Source organism: Pseudalkalibacillus sp. JSM 102089 (genome assembly GCF_041366475.1).
GTDB classification, from domain to species: domain Bacteria; phylum Bacillota; class Bacilli; order Bacillales; family Guptibacillaceae; genus Guptibacillus; species Guptibacillus hwajinpoensis_B.
On record NZ_JBEWYW010000002.1, the window covers coordinates 320,980 to 340,684 of the forward strand.

The 19,705-nt window shown below is 35.4% G+C and carries 14 protein-coding genes and 3 pseudogenes; 4 read left to right on the forward strand and 13 right to left on the reverse strand.

All coding sequences use genetic code 11. The features are described 5' to 3' along the window. Positions 1 to 104 precede the first annotated feature (104 nt). Both ABVF21_RS06205 and ABVF21_RS06210 read left to right on the forward strand, forming a co-directional pair. Positions 105 to 1,071: pseudogene (locus ABVF21_RS06205) on the forward strand (substrate-binding domain-containing protein). Between the two features lie 603 nt (positions 1,072 to 1,674). After that, complete coding sequence (locus ABVF21_RS06210) at positions 1,675 to 2,445, forward strand: hypothetical protein (RefSeq protein WP_371017744.1); 771 nt, start codon at positions 1,675 to 1,677, stop codon at positions 2,443 to 2,445. 274 nt (positions 2,446 to 2,719) lie between these two features. On the opposite strand, the pseudogene ABVF21_RS06215 reads toward ABVF21_RS06210, so the two are convergent. The 5 genes and pseudogenes from ABVF21_RS06215 to ABVF21_RS06235 form a co-directional block, all read right to left on the reverse strand. Continuing rightward, positions 2,720 to 4,179 (reverse strand): annotated as a pseudogene (locus ABVF21_RS06215) (IS1182 family transposase); the annotation flags it as partial. 1,854 nt (positions 4,180 to 6,033) lie between these two features. After that, positions 6,034 to 7,158 carry a hypothetical protein gene (locus tag ABVF21_RS06220; protein WP_371017745.1) on the reverse strand — a complete coding sequence of 375 codons (1,125 nt, stop codon included), beginning with the start codon at positions 7,156 to 7,158 and terminating at the stop codon, positions 6,034 to 6,036. Further along, the gene (locus ABVF21_RS06225; protein WP_371017746.1) at positions 7,148 to 8,788 is read right to left on the reverse strand and encodes a helicase-associated domain-containing protein; all 1,641 of its coding nucleotides are present in this window, start codon (positions 8,786 to 8,788) and stop codon (positions 7,148 to 7,150) included. The genes ABVF21_RS06220 and ABVF21_RS06225 overlap by 11 nt, the downstream gene beginning before the upstream one ends. A 12-nt stretch (positions 8,789 to 8,800) precedes the next feature. Beyond that, positions 8,801 to 9,358, reverse strand: coding sequence for a metal-dependent hydrolase (locus tag ABVF21_RS06230; protein ID WP_371017747.1), 558 nt, complete (start codon positions 9,356 to 9,358; stop codon positions 8,801 to 8,803). Between the two features lie 175 nt (positions 9,359 to 9,533). Beyond that, entirely contained in the window at positions 9,534 to 10,175 is a 642-nt protein-coding gene (locus tag ABVF21_RS06235) for a hypothetical protein (RefSeq protein ID WP_371017748.1), read from the reverse strand. 421 nt (positions 10,176 to 10,596) lie between these two features. On the opposite strand from ABVF21_RS06235, the pseudogene ABVF21_RS06240 reads away from it, so the two are divergent. Both ABVF21_RS06240 and ABVF21_RS06245 read left to right on the forward strand, forming a co-directional pair. After that, a pseudogene (locus ABVF21_RS06240) lies at positions 10,597 to 10,983 on the forward strand (ATP-binding protein); the annotation flags it as partial. 144 nt (positions 10,984 to 11,127) lie between these two features. After that, a complete protein-coding gene (locus ABVF21_RS06245) occupies positions 11,128 to 12,225 on the forward strand; it encodes a hypothetical protein (RefSeq protein ID WP_371017749.1) in 1,098 nt (365 codons plus the stop codon). A 115-nt stretch (positions 12,226 to 12,340) separates the two neighbouring features. On the opposite strand, the gene ABVF21_RS06250 is transcribed toward ABVF21_RS06245, so the two are convergent. The 8 genes from ABVF21_RS06250 to ABVF21_RS06285 form a co-directional block, all read right to left on the reverse strand. Next, positions 12,341 to 13,237, reverse strand: coding sequence for a manganese-dependent inorganic pyrophosphatase (locus tag ABVF21_RS06250; RefSeq protein ID WP_371017750.1), 897 nt, complete (start codon positions 13,235 to 13,237; stop codon positions 12,341 to 12,343). Between the two features lie 32 nt (positions 13,238 to 13,269). Next, on the reverse strand, positions 13,270 to 14,034 hold the full coding sequence (gene istB, locus ABVF21_RS06255) for an IS21-like element helper ATPase IstB (RefSeq protein WP_371017751.1): 765 nt from the start codon (positions 14,032 to 14,034) through the stop codon (positions 13,270 to 13,272). Continuing rightward, the gene (gene istA, locus ABVF21_RS06260; protein ID WP_371017948.1) at positions 14,034 to 15,578 is read right to left on the reverse strand and encodes an IS21 family transposase; all 1,545 of its coding nucleotides are present in this window, start codon (positions 15,576 to 15,578) and stop codon (positions 14,034 to 14,036) included. Before istA ends, istB begins: the two co-directional genes overlap by 1 nt. A 305-nt stretch (positions 15,579 to 15,883) precedes the next feature. After that, the gene (gene galU / locus ABVF21_RS06265; protein ID WP_371017753.1) at positions 15,884 to 16,771 is read right to left on the reverse strand and encodes a UTP--glucose-1-phosphate uridylyltransferase GalU; all 888 of its coding nucleotides are present in this window, start codon (positions 16,769 to 16,771) and stop codon (positions 15,884 to 15,886) included. A gap of 102 nt (positions 16,772 to 16,873) precedes the next feature. Further along, entirely contained in the window at positions 16,874 to 17,698 is an 825-nt protein-coding gene (cysQ, locus tag ABVF21_RS06270) for a 3'(2'),5'-bisphosphate nucleotidase CysQ (protein ID WP_371017754.1), read from the reverse strand. Positions 17,699 to 17,712: 14 nt separating this feature from the next. After that, positions 17,713 to 18,150 (reverse strand): HIT family protein, encoded by a 438-nt coding sequence (locus tag ABVF21_RS06275; protein WP_371017755.1) that lies wholly within the window; start codon positions 18,148 to 18,150, stop codon positions 17,713 to 17,715. A 41-nt stretch (positions 18,151 to 18,191) separates the two neighbouring features. Beyond that, positions 18,192 to 18,719, reverse strand: coding sequence for a KdsC family phosphatase (locus ABVF21_RS06280; RefSeq protein WP_371017756.1), 528 nt, complete (start codon positions 18,717 to 18,719; stop codon positions 18,192 to 18,194). After that, on the reverse strand, positions 18,720 to 19,703 hold the full coding sequence (locus ABVF21_RS06285; RefSeq protein WP_371017757.1) for a KpsF/GutQ family sugar-phosphate isomerase: 984 nt from the start codon (positions 19,701 to 19,703) through the stop codon (positions 18,720 to 18,722). Between the last annotated feature and the right edge of the window lie 2 nt (positions 19,704 to 19,705).

Below are 19,705 nucleotides of genomic sequence, written 5' to 3' on the forward strand. Positions count from 1 at the left end.
GTAAGGGCATTCATTGAGATGAAAAGTAACTTCCATATACTAAAATTTAGGGGATATTCCATTAAACTAGTGATACGATAGAGATATCATGGCGAGGTGATTAGGTGACGAATATACGAAAAATGGCAGAGATGGCGCAAGTTTCTCCTTCAACTGTATCAAGAGTGCTGAATGGCTACGCTTATGTTAGCAAAGAGAAAGAAGAAGCTGTTTGGAAGGCCGTCAATGAAACAAAGTATCACAAAAATATTAACGCCGTCCATTTAAGCAAAGGAAGAACCTTTTAAATTGGCGTTGTCATTCCATATACCAACCATCCCTACTTCGGCCAACTAATTGAAGGAATTTCAGAAATGGCCATCGAGCATCATTACAACCTGGTTTTATTTCAGACGAACTACCACGAAAAGAAAGAAACCGAAGCATTGAATATGCTAAAACATAAGCAAATCGATGCTTTAATTATTTGCTCAAGAACATCACCATTAAAGACAATAAAAGAGTATCTCGATTACGGACAAATTGTGTTATGCGAAGACACGAATGAAGAGGCTATCTTCTCTACTTTTGTGGATCATTATCAAGCTTTTACGATGGCATTATCTTATCTACATAAAAACGGACATACCCAAATAGCCTACCTACTGCATTGGACGGAGATCTGGAACAAATAGCAAAAAACGTGAAGTAGCTTACAAGGATTTTATGCAAAGAACAAACGGCCATCTTCGAGAGAATCATATCTTTGAAGACTGCTTATATTTTGAAGACGGAGAGCATGTTGTTAATCAAATCATGGAGATGGAAGATCCACCAACAGCTCTTCTCGTAACAAGTGACCAAGTGGCTGCTGGAATTCTTGTAAGCTGTGAAAATAGGAATCTCTCTGTACCAAGCGACTTAGCATTAATCGGTTTTGATAATCAACCCATCTCCAAGATGATGAAGATCACAACGATTGAAATGAATTTGATTAAGATCGGGCGGAATTTGTTCTTACAAGCGATTGATGGGCAAGTAGAAATGAAGAAAGAGATTGCGGTTCAATTGATTCGGAGGGGGACGGTTTAGGGGTTAGTGGGATAGCTCGAGACAATTGGTTTTAGGTTTGCTCCACGTAAGCAATTACCTTAATTAAACGTTTATTTAAGAAATAGCTACAGGTTACATCTCGCTCATCACTTCCATTGACTGTTTCAACTGTTTGTATAAAGCAACTTGCTTCATCATTCATCATTTCTGTTAAAGAAAGCCGCTTTCATATTGGTTAAAACGATCCACTCATATAGGTGGAACAGCTAAAGTATATAAGAATCTATCACGGCAAACACCAGTTATATCAATGCTACTATCATTTGTTATAATGGCTCTACTGATTCCGCCTCTCAATTTAAAATTATGTACAGATGAATCAGTAAAACCCTTTTGTTAATGAGTGTTTTTAATTTAAAGAAATCATTGTCGCTTCCATTGATTGTTAGAGTTTTTTATTGTTTTGTTTACGAAATTGGCAGTTAGATGCAATAATATAACTAACAGATAAAGAGGTGTTAAATTATCAAAGCAAACAATGCTTTTATATCATGGAATACACTAACTACAAACCAATCGACTTTTCTATATGAATTTCAAGGAAAGCTAGCAGCACTCTGGTATGATAAGATAATTTTGCAAGTGGATCATAAACTCCATTCCTCTGTTAAAGAAAAAATTGCTGAGGGTGAAAAATGGACTAATGAAACATATAGGGAACTAGAAAAGATTCATGTTCCAATTACTGCATATAATTTGAAAGATCCATTTATAGTTCCTATAGATAATCAAGAAGTTCTAGGTGTTGGTATGGAAGTTGCAAAACAATATTACCAAACTAAATATCCTACAATTTCATTTGACGAAAAAAACCCCAATCATATGAAAAATGCTTTAAGAATAGGACAAGCCTTTGGAGTAGGGTTTGAAGCTTGGGAAAAATTAAATGCAAAGATAAACTGCAATTTCTTAGCAAACTACTATGAAGGATTGATTGTAGAAAAATTCAAAAAAACAGATAACAAAGAAGCAATCTCAGAAATAATATACTACACTATACCAGATATTAACTATTATACATGGGAAGAAATAATCGCTTTAAGAAAGCATCCTTTTTTTAATTCATTTCGCAAAAAAATTTCTCAATTGAATGAAGCAATTGACATCGGTGATATAAAGTTATCAAAAGAAATTATTGAACAGCTTGAACAGAAGGAAGTAATTGAAATGATCAAACTATTTAAACCTTCTCCAAAAACCAAAATCATTAAAGGGGTAACAAGTAATGTTCCTTTACCCATTCCAATAAATCCAGCCTCTGTCTATTTTGCTACTCAAGATATTAAAACTGAGTATAAATTAAAGAATAAATATGGATGGCTTTTTTTTCTGCTCGACGTTAGAAATTGTTAATTAATATAGAAATCCTTTATTTTTATGTGACCGGTGTTTCACTAGATTCACTTGCTTAATAATATAGAAAAAACAGATGAGCTACTTTAATTGTTAGGTCGAATAGCTCATTGTTTTTTTCCTTTACCCTTATTAGTAAACATCACTTCTTAATTTGAATGTGAATTATGGGAACCGTCCGAGATCAGTGAAAAACCACCGTTTTTTTCTAAGACTTATTAGCTAACTCTAAATAAAGAGTGTAATAGAAGCTTTTCAACCCAATATACATGAAAAAAGAGGATGCTATCGTAGCTATCCTCTTTATATTTACCGCTATGGCGGCTAATTTCGATTGAATGGATGCACTTAATAGATCATACCCCCTAGTTCGAGATAGGCCATGAAATCGTATGATTTCCGCATTCTTCCTTCTATAGAAGCTCGCATTTTATATTTTTCTTTAAACGCTTCGGACTTTTGGTGTTGATATTTAATTCAGCTGTGTTAACCCCTACCACCAGTAATCTTCTTGCACTTTTCTTTGCACATTCGTCATGAAGTGGACAGGCTTTACATTGCTTCAATCCAAGCTAATATTTATATCCTTCTCGTCCACCATCTTTCCCATTTGTCCTAAAGTATTTCTTTTTTCGGTGATGTTTCCTTGGCTACACTGCCATTCATCAGCGTCTTTATTATAGGTGAATTGACTTTCGTCAAGTCGGTATACAAGGGAGTTTACAGGTATATAAGGGTATGCTTTTAAGGATTTTATATCATCCAGTATCGATTTTCTGAAATAAGCTTTATCCCCATACACTTCCGTGATGGTCATGCCTGATCTCAAGGTTTGGGCTAACATTTCTTTGGCATAACTCCCATCTGTGTAAGCCCCATCCGATGTGCGCACGGACGTAATAATGCGTTCGTCTGTTGTCATCACAAATTCGGTTTTGTATCCATAAAAGTCTTGCGTCTTACTCTTCCTGCCCACTCTCGCATTTTCATCGATAAGGGACAGAATGCCTTTCTGGTTGAGAAACTTCGGATCCGCTAGGATCTTCTGAGCTTTTTGTATTGATTCCTTCGTGTTTTGATCGTTATTTGATACTTGTTTTTCTACGAGATTCATTACGTTCAATAAATAATCTTTCATCACAGCTTTCGCTTCTCGATGATCAAGAATTTCCTGATAATCTGGAACCTCTGGTAAGTTCTCGAGTGATTGCCCCGTTTCTCGTTCATAGGTATGAATGATATTCCTGGCCAGATGTTTCATCAATCGCTCAGGTGTTTTCTTCTTGGTATTCGCTTCGATATGTGTAGCGTCAATACTACACTTTTCCCTTCGAGGATCCCTTGTTCTACACATTGTCTCGCCATTTCAGTCATCATTTCATCAAGCGTATATTCTCCAAGTCGCTGCGTTCGGAACTTGGACAGGAGACTTTTATCTGGCAGGGAATCTCCTGGATTGAGACCGAGAAAGTACATAAATGCGAGGTTCAATTCAGCTTCTGCCTTCATTTGTTCATCTGAATAATTATATAACTGTTGTAAAAATAGAAGTTTACACATTAACTCTGGCTCTTTGGCAGGAGGGCCAAAACGTTCGGAGTAACTGTCTTTCAAAAGATCGTTAATGAAAGAAAAATCAATAACGGTCGTTATCCTCTTAAGGATATGATTTTCCGGAATTTTATCGTATAATACAGAGTGAAAACTTGCTTGCTTTGACTGTAATCGAAGCACCAGTAAGACCCCCTAATGGTCGGTATTGGGTCATACCCATTATACCTTCAGGGGGTTTTTTCATGGAGAATGATAGATTTTACTCACCGGTCTGGTCTTAATCCGACTTTTTCACTGGTCTCGAACCGTCCCCCTGATTCTATTAATAGTTGGTTGTTTATTTTAGGGAGATGAATAGTGGTTAATGATTATTCTTTAGGGAAAAAGAAGAAGTTGTGGGTAATGGGTATCATACCATTGGTTTTATAAAGGGGTGTTCTGACTTTAAATTGTTCTAGGGGAGATAACAAATAACCTCAGTAGACTTGGAGAACTGTTATGAGGTTCTCGTATTCTGGTATTTAATTGATTCATCGTAAACATATTCTCCCCTTTTGCAAAAAGTCCTTCATTGCCTTGAAGATATTGCGAAATATGTTGGTGGTCGTAAAATTATTGATTCAGGGTGAAATGTTTAAGAGTGGTTCACTAATGGCAAGGGTGGCTATATCCTACTTCAATTAGATATTCAATCAAACGTTTGTTTAATAACCTGGTTGTTTGCAACTGAAAGGAAATAGTTTTAACTATTCCATTATACTTAACAAAAAACTCCGGTGTAATAGACTCGCAACTTGTTGTGCGAGTTTATTACATCGGAGATTTAATATGACAGTGCTGGGTCTAATCCATCTCTTTATTCACACTGTTATTGCAATATAGAATCATGAATCTGAACCGTCCCCGTGGTTCAGATTCATAATTCTCTTCCGTGAATTCATAACATATTTAAAGTTTTTCTTTATATTGATTTATAGTGTCACGTAACTTAATATAACTGTGATTTAGAATTGGGATAGCTAATATGAATACAAGGTAACCAATCTCACTTTGGTAGATTGGATGAATAAATGCAACTGTTACCAATATAGTAGATACGTAGAAGAAAACAAAATGAAATATATCAAAATACATATCAAATTTAATTCCAATATATTTTCTTAACTTTATAGTTATTAAGTACGAAATCACGCTAGAAATTACTAAACTTATTAATATAGTTAAAGTGAAGCTAGAAAGAAAGAGGTTAACAATTTGGAGTATAAAAAAACCTGTTAGTGTATATGTTAAAGTAATGATTAAAATGAGTAAAAATACAAATATCGTATTTTGTAATATATTACCTAATTTTTCTGAAAACACGAAGATAATTGATATAATAATTAGAGCTACTAACTCTAAAATTATATACCATACTCGAATCTCTATATTTACAAAAGGTATTATTATTTTATCGCTATCCTCATTTAGCATATTGATTAACAATAAGGCACAAGGTGCTAAAAAAATGGGTATCAAAGAATAAATTAATGGCATGAATTGATTGTTTCCACTTGATTTCGACATACTCGCCTCCAGTATTTAGTTCACATAACTAATTATACCAAAAATAGAATTTCATTCTTTCAAATACTAAAATTATTTTATAATATTTTATTAATAAGTATTATACTAGCCTAGAATCCTACTCGTAAATAAATTCCAAAAATAAAAGAGTGGAAAATGTTAATAACCAGAAATAAAAGACCAGTTTTGCTGATTCATTCGCTTATAAAAAACAGAAAACCCAGCTGAACTAATCAATAGAGGGATTAGCCTCCTGGTTTTCATTGACTCATATTCGTGTAAACTTGTTTAAATTCTGAAATGAATCACGAGAACCGTCCCCGTGGTTCTCGTGATTCAGACAGCTACGGGAATGACCCGAACCCACCAAAAGATCAAAAGCATTAGCCAGCATCCGGAGCTACCAAGTTAAAATAACCCACCAAGTATCTGTATAGAATCCTATACAGATACTTGGTGGGTTGCTCTTTAAACTTCTTCTTTTAATTTATCAATTGTAGTTTTAAGTTCATAATTAACTACATCTGGAATGACTGAAGACCATCCTGTTAAAGTGTAATAAAACTCTTGTAAAACCCTTTTATTTTTCTTCACCTGATCCAGTTCAATATCAAACACTAAAAAGTAATGAGAATCTTTCATTCTACATACTGGAAAAAGCTCAAATAGAATAAATGGATCATAATTATAAGGTACAAAAATTTCAAATGAAGCTGATACTAACAATGCTTCTTGATTCCATAACGGATGAACTTGCTCTTTAGTAAGATACCATCCCTCAGGCATTAACTGAACATATGTTTTTCCTGACTCCCTATGAACCTGTATTAAACCTAATTGCCTTGTTTGGTCAAATTCCATAGCCGTGTCTGAAATAACAGTCATATCAACCCATTCATCAGGGGTCTGTTGGTATTTGGATATTTTTTGTAAAAACAAAATACCTCTACTTCCAACTTGCTTCTCATAAAATCTTTTTAAAACCTTATCCATTGTTTGCTTTTTCCATTTTGTATAAGCATATACATTAAGTTCATATAGATTTTTAGTTTTCTGGATCAATCCATAATTAACTAACGTATTAATTACTTTCCATACCGTTTCCTTGTCCATGAGTAACTCTTCTGTCAAAAGACGAACATTACGATCATTTTTTCCCTGAGTTAATTTCACATTCTGTTCTCTTTCAAAGTAATTAAGTAATAAAACACATTTTAAGAAAAAGCTTTGGTTAGTACCTTCACTAATTGATGAAAAGGTTTTAACAAACATCGATCTTGACCACTGGATTAAACTATCCTTCAAATCATCTGGAAGCTCTCCCTCAACAAGTATTCCGTAATCATTAAATAACTCTGCTTGTTCATTATTAATTGGCTTTTGAATATGTGCAAAAAGAAGTAAGTCATTTATTGTCTGTTCGCCAAAGCTTTGTATTACACGATGAAACTTTTTTGAATCTTGATAAAATGCTGCGATATCCTTAGCAATCCATGATTTCGTAGCACCTTTAAAAGGTTCTATTTTTAATTTGTTCAGGATATCCTCTAAATGTTCTTCACCTAACTGCAATAGGGCTTCTCTATGATTCAAAAAACTCACCCCTATCCACTAGCTCCTCAAATGTAAGAATTCGATAATGAAATCCATAATTGATAAGTCTTCGTCTTCTTTTGGAATAATGTCTTTCCTCATCCGTATTTAATGAAACGAGTGAGTACAGTACAGCATCTTCTTTCCACTCTTCTGCCGGCAGTAATTTCCCCAGCCGGAGATATTCTTCCCTTATAGACCCTTGCTGATGGGATAAGGCAATCATCACTTCAACCATGGAAAGTGGCATATTTTCAATAAGTTTTGAGGATGTTATTAATTTATCTATCTCCCTACTGCTAAATGAACTTATAAGGTATTTTTGCTTTTCTTCACCTAACTGATTCGTCAATGTATCTATCTCAATTAGTTCACTACATGCTGTTGTAACCTCATTGAAATAAGACACAACCAATAATCTTTTTGCTTTCTCCTTTTTTAATAAAATGGATAAAGCCTTATATTTGTTAGAATTTAAAGTGTCCGGATTTACTTTCTTATTATGATCTCTAGCTATATATTCACGCCACTCATCTGATGGTAAAGGGATTTTTATTTCTACGCACCTCACGGGAACTTGGTATCCTCGGTTTACCAGGGTTCGATGCAGTACTTCGTACCATTTTGGCCCAATTAATGCTAAAACAAGATGGCCATTGCCATCAGATCTCGCAAGAGTTGAGGCTAAAGCTAATTTATTTGTTGCTTGAATATCTGCTGTTCTTTCATGCGTTGGCGTTGGAAGTTTATGAGCATCATCATATATCACAAAACCAAAGCCCTCCAAATCCTCTACGTGATCAGCAAGAATTTCATATGTTCCAATTGTAATTGGTTTTAAGCTTTTGTCTTCCTTACTAAAGATTGTAATATTACTCTCAGATAGGTCTGTCTTTTCAATGAGTTCACTTTTCCACTTCTCTGCCCGATGTTTGTCTTCGACAATTATTAGTGTTGACGTTTTTAATGCCTCAATAATTTTAATTCCGACTAGGATCTTTCCTGAGTTAGGTGGCATAATTATGGTTCCACCACCTCCAGCTTGGTGGTTAAAAGTTAAATAAGAATCAACTGCAGCATGCTGGTAATCCAATAGTTGAAGGTTTATGCTGGTAATATCTAATTCCTCTCCAACTTCATATACAATATCTTTTGCAAATAATTCATGCTTAAAAAGTAGTTTCTTAATCTCTTTTCTGTACCGAGCTTTAAACAATAAAGTCTTCGAATCCGGATGACCTACGATTTTACTTTGAATTCCCTCAATGGCTTTAATTTCGCTTATTAATTCTTCCGTTCTTGCCTGTAATTGTAAACGATCATCATCCATCGAAAATTGTAATGCTCCAAAATGGTTCATATTCTTTTTAATAGTCTCTTTTAACGAATCTGGCACTACATTTTGAGATTGTTGCTCTAAGAAGCGAATAATATAGTCTACTTCTACCCCTTTTGCTTTTGCAGTCCATAACGCGTATGGGGTTAAAGCATATGTATGAACTTGCTCGGGTGCTTGAATTAAGTCTGCGAATTCAATTAACTCCTGACCAACTTCTCCTTTTTCATCTAAACCTTCCAACAAATAAATATTCCTGCTGTCAGGATGAATGACCAATGATTTTTTATACACTTCACCACTTCCTCATTTGGATATTGTCTTTAGGTAATCCATTAATATGTGAATAACCGAAGAAACTAACTCTACTGTTGATTGAATCAAATAGGGGTAGAGCTTTCCGAATGCAAACACAAAATAGAATAATAGAAAAGTAAAAATGTAGAGTAATATGTCCTCTGTAAAACTACCTGTTTTGTATGTAAAGGGGAGATTCGGACGGACTGGTTTAAATGGGGCAAGAATAGGAATGCTTCGTACTGAAAATAAGTCTCCAATTAAATGAAACAGGTATCCTAACGAAATGCCAACTGTTAAGAAAGATGGGTAGATTAAAGAAACAACTGATACAAGCAGCCAGGCAAATAAACTATGTGTAATTCCCCGATGTCCATATCTTTGTTTAACATATTTAGAAAGCCCAAAGGATCTACGACCGATGAACGATCGCGGCTCATCGATATCCGGCAGTAAGCTACCAAAACATATCCCAATTACATATCCAATATGAAAAGGATAATTTAACATAATTGCCAAACCAGCACCTGCTGTTAACGAGCTTACGATGTGTGTTTTATAACGCAATATAACCAAGCTCCCCATATGATTTTACTTAAAGGATATGCTTGGTTATTTATGGATATAACTTTTCACCTATAAAAACATAAATAAAAGCCCATCACCTATAATGGCAATGAGCAATCTGATTATTTCATATCCCCTCTAATAAGAAAAAACGCATCGTTTCACATTTTATATTTTATTGAATGTCATCTGGATAGTGATAATGGACAAAATTATATTCTTTTAAAATCCTTATCGGAATGTAGATATTTATTTTACCATTATCATCTTCGTAGGTTGTGAATGGTATCATTTCTTCATGAATTAACTCAACCAATCTTGTTAAATCTTTAATACATAACCATTCAGTGATAATTTTTTTCTGCTTATCTACATACCCAAACAGGAAGTGTGAAGCTGCCTGTAGCTTAAAAATTTCACCTTTTACTGTGTTAGGATTTCCCACCCCAAAATTAACATCTCTGAAGCATCGATACTTATCATCTCTCCACTTTTCTTGAACATAACTTTCGCAACCTTGCTTCGAAAACTGGGGGAAAGCTTTAGATGATTTTTTGACAATAAAGTCAATTGCACGTTTTCCATCCAGCCTTTTTAGTTGAGGACAAGCATCATCACGATAAATAGCTGTTGGTACAATTTCTAATTCACTTACTTTTTTTACATTAAATAGGACAGGATACACACTTTGTTTAGCTAATTCATGACCAAAGTCTGCTAATTCACAATTCTTTTTGAACTGGTCATCGCTTGATAATAACGTATTAATTTCGTTATTTCCTCTGTTTGTTTCATTATTTTCTTTGTTTTTATCCATTCAAATGTCTCCTTCCGGTGAACAGAAAAAAGCCGTCACCTTCAGGATGGAGAGCTGCCTGAAAGGTGACAGCTCTCCGTCAACCATATATTATTAAACACTATATGGTATGTTTGATATAACAGAGATATGACAAAACCAATAATTTATTTTAAAAAAGATCTCGATACCCTAACTCTTTAATCGTAGTTATAATCACTTTTTCTTCTTACGGGAATCCCCGGGACTTGCTTGCAAAAAAATTCCGCTGTATTAGACTTGCACCTTGTTGTGGGAGTCTATTGCAGCGGAGGTCGACCCTCACAATGGCTATGGTAGATCAATAATATGGCAATGCTAGCCCTAGTCAATGAATTGTTTATGCTACTATTGCAATATAGAATCACGAGAACCGTCCCCGTGATTTCTAGAAGCGTTAACTCAGGGCCACACTGCTCTTTTCATTACTGCGAATGATTTTTTCAGTGAATGCCGGAAGGCACATAAAGAAGGACTTATCCAACGTATTATTAAGCGTTACTGTCGTCCAGATATTCTTATTATGGATGAAATAGGCTATTTTGCCTTCGATGAGGTAAGTGCTCATACCCTGTTTCAAATCATATCAAAAAGGTACGAACAAGGAGCTATGATCTTAACTTCAAACAAATCTTACGTAGAATGGGGAAAGATTATTGGTGACGATGTGCTGGCTACGGCCATGTTAGATCGAATTGTTCACCACTCTACTACATTTAATATCAAAGGTGGATCTTACAGATTAAGAGAAAAAGCAAAAGCTGGCATACAGCCAGCTAAGATGCTTTAATATTCGGGATTTTTCCCGTTGAAATCAGGGAGTTTTAAACCGTTATTGACTTGGATAATAATAATTGGATAAGCTAATGAAAAACGTCCGCGCAATTCCAAAAGTTACTGGGATAATTTATTTAAAATTGGAGAGATAATTAATATGGGAATAAATATAAGTGAAGATGTAAAAGAAATTAAAATGCATTACTCTGAAATTGAAGATACAACAGAATACAAAAAACGTAGAGTCCAATATATTAAAGATTGGCCAAATAACGAGCAGTTTGAAATTGAAAAGCGTTTATTTGAAAAAATCAATGAATTACCAAATAATATAACGTTTATACCTTTTGAATTTAATTACTTGGAGGAAAACACCTATAATTTACTATTATCGCTTTTTCTTGATGCATTGGATTTCTTACCCAATCGTCCAGATCTATCATTTGATTTCATTTGGAGAATAATAGATACATATAGTTCTGAAGTTTTTCCTGGTTTGCATGGAAAAGATACAATTAATAAGTGTATAAAACAAATATGGACACCAGCAATTGAAAATAATGCTATATTAAAAGAAGCAATAGATTCTCTATTTTTGAATATACCAGTTCAGTCTTGTAAATATTTGTTTAAAAGATTATATGAAAACTTTGATGAACAAGAGGACCTTGTTAAACAAAGTCATAAGGATACCAGACAATTAATAGGAAGATTAGTCGGTTTTAACGGAGGGAAAATTGAAAACGATAAAATAGCAAGAATTCTAGTTGAGATTAATGATAAATATGGATATACCCCTCATACTCCCGCTGAAATTAGAAAAGGGAGTATGCTATTTTATCGTTTATTTGACTGGAACGATAATCTTGATGAAATTTCATTTGGAAAAAGAGAGTATGAGACTGAGTTAGATATTAAATTAAAGACAGAACATCAAATTGAAATAGATTTAAAGTCGAAAAGAGGGTACAAAATAGACCTAGAAGACAAATTAAATATTTTAATTAATGGAATCTTGTATACTTTCCGAAATGATAGAGCACATGGTGCAGTGTTTTCTCCATTTAGAAGTAGTATGGCTTCTTTAAAAACTTATGCACATAGTAATTTTTGCTTTTTAGCTGCGTATATTCTTTTACTTATTCTAATGAGCAACAATAATGAGTATAAAATGAAAAATGAGAGTGTTGTTGAAAATATAACTCAAAACATATACCTTTTTCAGAAATTATATGGAAGAGAACTGAAAGCTTAGTCCATAAATTAAGTTAGATTTCAAAAAAATGAAATTATAATGCTCCATAAAGGGACATACTAAAATAGCCGGACAGATTCTATTATAGAATTCTGTCCGACTTCTTATAGCAACTTTAAGCTGTAAACGCCTCTGTTAATACCGGCACAATCTGTTTCTTCCGAGAAACGACACCTTCAAGTACTGCCATATTTTCAACAAGGTCCACATTAAAAGCTTTCTCCACATGCCCAGCATGCTCCCCAATCGCTAAAACAGTTGAGTTATTAGTAAGAATATCAGTCACAACAAGTACAAACAAATCTAGTTCTTTTGCTTCAAGCACTTTTCTCATTTCTACTTCCACTGCTTCTTTACGACCAAGTACATCAAGTGTATCTACAACATTCACCTGAGCCACTTCCACTTTAGCAGTACCCATACCAAATTCTTTTGCATCAAGTTCAATTAATTCAGCTGGCGTCTTACTACTCATATCAGCACCGGCTTTCAACATTTCAAGACCGTATGTTTTAGCATCAACTCCAGCGATTTCAGCAAGTTCACGAGCGGCAAGAACATCTTCTTCCGTACAAGTTGGCGATTTAAAAAGAAGGGAATCAGAGATAATTGCTGAAAGCATTAATCCAGCGATACTCTTATCTACTTGAATGTTCTTTTCTTTATACATTTTATTAAGAATCGTAGCTGTGCACCCAACTGGCTCTGCTCGATAGTAAACAGGATCAGCTGTTTCAAAGTTTGCAATACGGTGATGATCAATGACTTCAAGCACGCGTACTTTCTCGATGTCTTCTGCACTCTGTTGACGTTCGTTATGATCGACAAGAATTACCGCATTCGTTTCATTGGAAACGGTTTGAACCATTCTTGGTGCTTCAACATTAAATTGATCTAGTGCATACTCTGTTTCACCATTTACAGCACCTAAACGTACTGGTTCAACATCCATGCCGAGCTTTCTTTTTAGATCTGCATAGACAAGTGCAGAGGTAATTGTTGTAGACGTCAAGTTGAATTTTACACTTTCTGCTCGTTTCCTTTTTACACTTCTGCTGAAAAAATGCTTTTCCGATTCTTCATACGATGACTTTCCTCATTTTCTCCGCCGTGGATAACTTCAACACGATGAAGTAAACGATCCAAAATGGCTGTTGTTATGCCCTGATCCCCAATTAAATGCCCCCACTCATCAGGACTTTTATTTGATGTAAGGATGATCGAACTTCGTTCGTATAAATGATTAATAAGATGAAAGAATAAGTTTGCTTCTCTTTGATCCATTGCCATATACATCAAATCATCAATAATCACCAGGTCAGCACTTCTAAGGCGTTTGAGTTGTACCTTTGATTTGTTTAGGTATTCTTCAGTCTTTAAGAGTTGTACAAGCTCACCCATAGTAGCGAAGTAAACATTAAATCCTCTGTAAACGGCTTCGAGTCCAAGTCCAATGGCGATGTATGTTTTCCCAATGCCAGGCGGACCTAGAAGAATTAAGTTGTACTGCTGTTCCAGCCAGCTTAACTCTCTGAGTTGAGCTAATTCTCTTGCAGTCAGAACGTTTTGGCCTTTCAATTCAAACTCATCTAGTGACTTTTCGAAAGGGAAGCGTGCCCATTTCATTCTTTTTTCAAGGTTTTTTGCTTCACGTTTTGCTAATTCATATCCCGTAATAGATTCTAAGAATTCTAAGTAAGTCCATGAAGATTTTTCAGCTTCGCGAAGAAGCTGTGGGAGCTTCTCCGCGGTTTCTGCCAGTCGTAACTGACGAAATTGTTCCCGTAATTCATTCACAGTCTTATTCATCAGACCCTACCTCCTAAAATGCTAGTATACGTATTTAAGGATCGAGTAGAGGCCTTAATATCAGTATGTTTGGCTAGATTTGAATAATGCGATTCTATTTCTTGGACAGGTTGATGATTCGTTGTATGAAGATGATGTGCAAGATCACGAAAATCGTTTGCACTGAACAGTCTGTCTGTCATACACTTGCTTATCGCAGAATCGATAAATGATGGATACCGTTGAATCACCCGATGAATGATTGCGAACTGGTCTCGACGATACCGTCGGTATCTCTGGCTAATTTCATCAAAATAAACAGCTGCCTGATTTTGATCTTCGAAAAAGGAAATCAAACGTTGTTTAAACTCTTCAATTCCTTTTGAGCGATCACGTATATGATTGCGGTTTTGAATCAATTTCCCTTTTTCTAAACTAATCTCATGCTCGGCGATCACTTCACCCTTTGATTCCTTTCGAATCACGAGTGTCTGTTGTTCATCACCTTTCAGTTCAATCAAAACAAGGTTTTCAGACTTTGTTTGGTGAGTCCCTAGTGGGACGGAATAACGGTTTGACTTATAACGGATTGTATTGTCCTTGCTTACGGTTCTTGTTATACTTTGCTTACTGGTACTTTCAAATGAAAGTAACGAAGAGACTGGCTGTAAGTGTTGCTTTTCGAGGAGAAACACTTCTGCTGGTCTTTTTTTCGTTGTTTGATGAACTTGATGGTTCCCAGTACGCTGGAGCCACTGTAATCCTCGGTGATTCCAATCCTCTATATCACTGAAAACTCGACTGTCTGCGAAGTTACCTTTTATGTACTTCACTACATTTTCAATCATGCCTTTGGATTCAGGGTCAGCTCTTCTACATAAATGAATTCTAAACTTACGTTCATTCACATAACTTTGAAACTCAGCTGTTAAAAGTAGCTGTCCTGCATTCTCGCTGACTGTAATTAAATGATCCTGATCATACACGATTTCGTTGGTATGTCCTCCGTAGAATTGAAATGCGTTTTCATGGCACCGAATCGCATCTCTTGTGGTAAAAGGAGATGTTTGCCATTCCATATATTTATACCTTGAGTGGGCGAGTACAAATGCGATAAAGTACAGTTTGATCTCTTTACTATCAGTCGTTTTCTGTTTTGTTTCACCCCAGTCTACCTGAAGTTGTTTTCCCATTGGTTGTTCAGGAACTGCCTCGTACTGACGAACATTTACCTTTTTCTCAATTTGATAGACTTCCCTGACTTCTTTTACGTAAGACCTCACTGTACTTCCACCGACCATGAGGTCGGGATATCTCTCGAGAAGCCAATCATGAATTTGTGCAGCACTCAGATGAGGGTACTCTTCTAACCAAGCAAGTATCCAGTCTTTGTAGCTGTCTAACTTCTTGTTCCTTCCGAGTGGCTGTTCAGTGTAAGCTCTTGCTTCATCAAAGCTCATCGCCAAATACTTATAGACAGTTGGTCTTGAGATCTTAAGCTCCTTAGCAATTTGTGCTATTTTTAACTTCCGCTTATGTAATTCCTGAATCTTAACATATAACACTAATTTCTCCTCCAACACCCTAACCTCCAGTAAATAACCTTACAGACTATTTTACTAAAGTATTAGGTTAATAGAGCAAAAGTGTAAAATCTCATCAAGCGATTACTGTCAACTTTATTCTAGCGTTTACAATTGTATCTGTATCAGGGTTTTTGTGACCGAAAATCAATACTTTTTCCATTGTTTAACTCCTTTAATTAAGAAAAATCTTGTAATATCCATTACATATTCTATAGATGATTTCTTATAAACTCAATACTATCTTTAAAAATTAAATAGGATTAATGAATGAAACTCACATATTGTTAACTACATGTGAGTTCCTTTTCAACCACTTCTTTTAGATATTCCAATACTTCACCTTGAAGGTCATCTCTACTAAGAGCAAAATCAACCGTTGCCTTAATAAAGCCAAACTTATCGCCTACATCATAGCGATTCCCTTCAAACTCATGAGCAATAACGGCTTGGGATTCATTTAATACTTTTATAGCATCCGTTAGCTGTACTTCTCCACCTGCACCAGTAGGCAGCGTTTCAAGAATAGTGAAGATCTCTGGAGTAAGAACATAGCGTCCAAGAATAGCATGATTTGAAGGAGCTTCATCTAATGAAGGCTTTTCAACAAGTGATGCCACAGGGATAACACCTTTTTCTAGCATTCCGCCTTTTGGTGCAATGATTCCGTATTTCGAAACATCCTCATCTGCAACTTGTTGTACACCAACAACGGAATTATTGTAACGATTGTAAACATCCATTAATTGACCAATACACGGCGTTTCTGATCGTACAATATCGTCTCCCAGTAACACCGCAAAAGGTTCGTTCCCAATAAAACTGCTTGCACAACCAATGGCATGCCCCAAACCTTTAGGTTCTTTTTGACGTATGTAATGAATGTTGGCTAGGTTTGAAATCTCTTGAACTTCTTCATACATTTTCATCTTTTGTTTCTTAGTTAGGGTTTCCTCTAACTCATACGATTTGTCAAAATGGTCTTCTATTGCACGCTTGCCTCGACCGCTTACAATAATAATATCTTCAATTCCAGCTGCAACAGCTTCTTCTACTATGTATTGAATGGTTGGTTTATCTACAATTGGCAACATCTCTTTTGGTTGGGCTTTTGTTGCTGGGAGGAATCTTGTTCCTAAACCAGCAGCTGGAATAATCGCTTTTCTTACTTTCATGTGTATCTTCCTTCCAGAGGTAAAGTTTGAATATTCAGTCTATAAAAGGCGAACCAATTGGATTAGCCAATTGGTTCGCCCATAAGTTGAAAATTGAATAATTTATAAATCAAATCCTTTTTTTCTTACAATAAACCACGGATTCAATAAATTTTCCTTATTATAAACTAATGGTTCATTAAAATCAGTATGTGTAACAGTTCCACCAGCATGAATGACTATTGCATGCCCGGCTCCAGTATCCCATTCCATTGTTGGAGCAAATCTAGGGTAAACCTCAGCAGTTCCTTCTGCTACAAGACAAAGTTTAAGAGAGCTGCCTGCTGAAGTAATGTTGATTTCACCATACTTCTCTTTTACATTATTTAAGTATTCTTCCGTTTCTGGAGAAAGGTGAGATCGGCTAGCTACTGCAGAAATTTTCTCTTCTTTCTTCTCTAGAGGTAGTTTCAATGCAACTGATGTAAACTCTTCAATTGAATTGAAGTCTTTATTAGCCACTTTGCTAAGTTTGAATGAACCTAACTCTTCTTTTGCTACGTAAAGTGTATCTAAAACCGGTGCATAAATGACACCTAGTACTGGATGCCCATTATGAATAAGTGCAATATTAACAGTAAATTCACCGTTTCGTTTAATAAATTCTTTCGTACCATCTAATGGATCTACAAGCCAAAAGTATTCCCAGTCTTTTCTATCTTCAAAAGCTAAGTGTTCCCCTTCTTCACTAAGAATTGGTAGTTTTAATTCTAATGAATTCAAACCATTTTCGATAGCTTCATGAGACTTTTTATCCGCAAGTGTTAAAGGAGAATCATCTTTTTTATGTTCAACTTGAAAGTTTTCAGAATTATATACATCAAGTATTCTATTACCTGCATTCATTGCAATATGTATAATGGAGGTTAAATCTATTTTATTTAGCATACTCACCATACTCTCTACGATAATAAGTACATTAATTCAGGTTTCAACCTTTTTATCAAATCTTCAACCACTATGCTTTGTAAACTTTCAGATGCTTTCTGCTGAGTGGCTTGTTCAATCAATGAAAGTCCTTTTGAATCTGAATCTGCTGTCCTAGGTATTAAATGAAAATGTTGATGACGTACAGCTTCACTTATCGTGACAACATAGACTCGAACAGCATCCACATACTCATTTAATAATTTTGTTGAATGCTTAATCACCTTATTGATATGGATAGTCTCTTCTTCAGTAAACTCGTATAAGTTCTCTACATGTCTCCTGGGCTCTACATGAATATATCCAAGAAGTCCAGAGTCTAGTGGTCCGTGATATACATTCACAAGATTGTCTTGAAAAATTAAAAGAGAAGAGTTAGATACGTGTTTCTCACATATTACACAATTACTCATATGTCACCTCATCAGTAGAAAAGGCTAGCAATTTTACTAGCCTATTGATTTATTTCCTTTTTACTTTCAATAAATTGCTCCACTAATAATTCGTAATCAAATTGCGTAGCGAGATAATAATCTAAAATCTCCCTTACTGCCCCCTTCCCACCAGCTGCAGTTGATACGTAATTTGACCTACTTTTTACTAATTCAACTGCGTTAGATGGAGAACAAGGGAAGCCAACTAAATTGAGAATTGGAATATCATTTAAATCATCGCCTATGTAACAGACTTCTTCAGAGGTAATACCCAATTCCTGGATCATTTCTTCTAAACAGTGAACTTTATGATGAATACCTTGAAATACGTAATCTACCGACAGTTCATTAGCTCTTTTTTCTACAGCCTTCGATTTTCTTCCAGTAATAATAGCGGTTTTGATACCCGCGAATCTTGCGAGGCTAATTCCCATTCCATCTTGAGTATTAAACCCTTTATATTCTGTACCATCAGAACCGATTAATAAAGTTCCATCCGTTAAAACGCCATCTACATCGAATATGATTAGCTTAATCGTTGAATCCATTTATAACCCCATCTTTGTTAAATCATGAATGTGTACCATTGCGATCGGTTCAGTATTCTCATTAAGAACAGGTAGGACGTTTACTCGTTTGTCCTCCATTATTTTAAGTGCTTCCGCCGCTAATAGAGTATTAGGTATTGTTATAGGATGTTTTGTGTAAAGTTTATTGACTGGTGTCTCAAGAATATGATTTCCTTCAGCAAGTGCTCTACGAATATCACCATCAGTTAAAATACCTTCTAACTTTCCTGATTCCCCAATAATTGAAATAGCCCCAAGCCCTGACTTTGTCATTTCAAATAGCACTTCTTTTACTTCTTTATTCTCATCGACAGTTGGGTTATTAGGATTGGCATCAATCACATCCTGAATCGTAAGTAATAATTTGCGACCTAAGGAACCTCCCGGATGATATAACGCGAAGTTTTCTGGTTTAAAATCACGAGCTTTTAACAAAGCAATTGCGATCGCATCGCCAATTGCAAGAGTCACTGTTGTGCTAGTAGTTGGCGCCAGTCCGAGTGGACATGCTTCCTCAACCTTGCCAATTGAAAGAATAACATCTGATTTATCAGCTAACGTAGAATTTTCTCTTCCAACAAGCGCTACCATCTTGGGCCCAATTCGCTTTAAAGAAGGCAAGATATTTAGTAATTCTTCCGTTTCTCCGCTATTGGATATTGCGATGACAACATCATCTTTAGTCACCATTCCTAAGTCTCCATGCAAACCTTCTGCTGGATGTAGAAAAAGTGAGGGTGTACCTGTGCTCGAAAGGGTAGCAACAATTTTTTGAGCAATTAGACCTGATTTCCCCATTCCTGTCACAATAACTCTACTTTTACAATCTAAAATCATTTCGATTGTTTGGTTGATCTCGCCGTTCAAGCTATCCTTCAGAGAAAGAATTGCATTTGCTTCAATTTCAAGTACTTCCTTCACACTAGTAAGGTAATCTTGTCTTTGATTAATTGAAGTAGTCATTT

Excerpts from the sequence above, each read along its gene's own strand:
- ABVF21_RS06275 (WP_371017755.1), bottom strand. The coding sequence starts at position 18,150 with ATGAGTAATTGTGTAATATGTGAGAAACACGTATCTAACTCTTCTCTT.
- cysQ (WP_371017754.1), bottom strand. The coding sequence starts at position 17,698 with ATGCTAAATAAAATAGATTTAACCTCCATTATACATATTGCAATGAAT.
- galU (WP_371017753.1), bottom strand. The coding sequence starts at position 16,771 with ATGAAAGTAAGAAAAGCGATTATTCCAGCTGCTGGTTTAGGAACAAGA.
- ABVF21_RS06245 (WP_371017749.1), top strand. The coding sequence starts at position 11,128 with ATGGGAATAAATATAAGTGAAGATGTAAAAGAAATTAAAATGCATTAC.
- ABVF21_RS06285 (WP_371017757.1), bottom strand. The coding sequence starts at position 19,703 with ATGACTACTTCAATTAATCAAAGACAAGATTACCTTACTAGTGTGAAG.
- istB (WP_371017751.1), bottom strand. The coding sequence starts at position 14,034 with ATGAATAAGACTGTGAATGAATTACGGGAACAATTTCGTCAGTTACGA.
- ABVF21_RS06280 (WP_371017756.1), bottom strand. The coding sequence starts at position 18,719 with ATGGATTCAACGATTAAGCTAATCATATTCGATGTAGATGGCGTTTTA.
- ABVF21_RS06235 (WP_371017748.1), bottom strand. The coding sequence starts at position 10,175 with ATGGATAAAAACAAAGAAAATAATGAAACAAACAGAGGAAATAACGAA.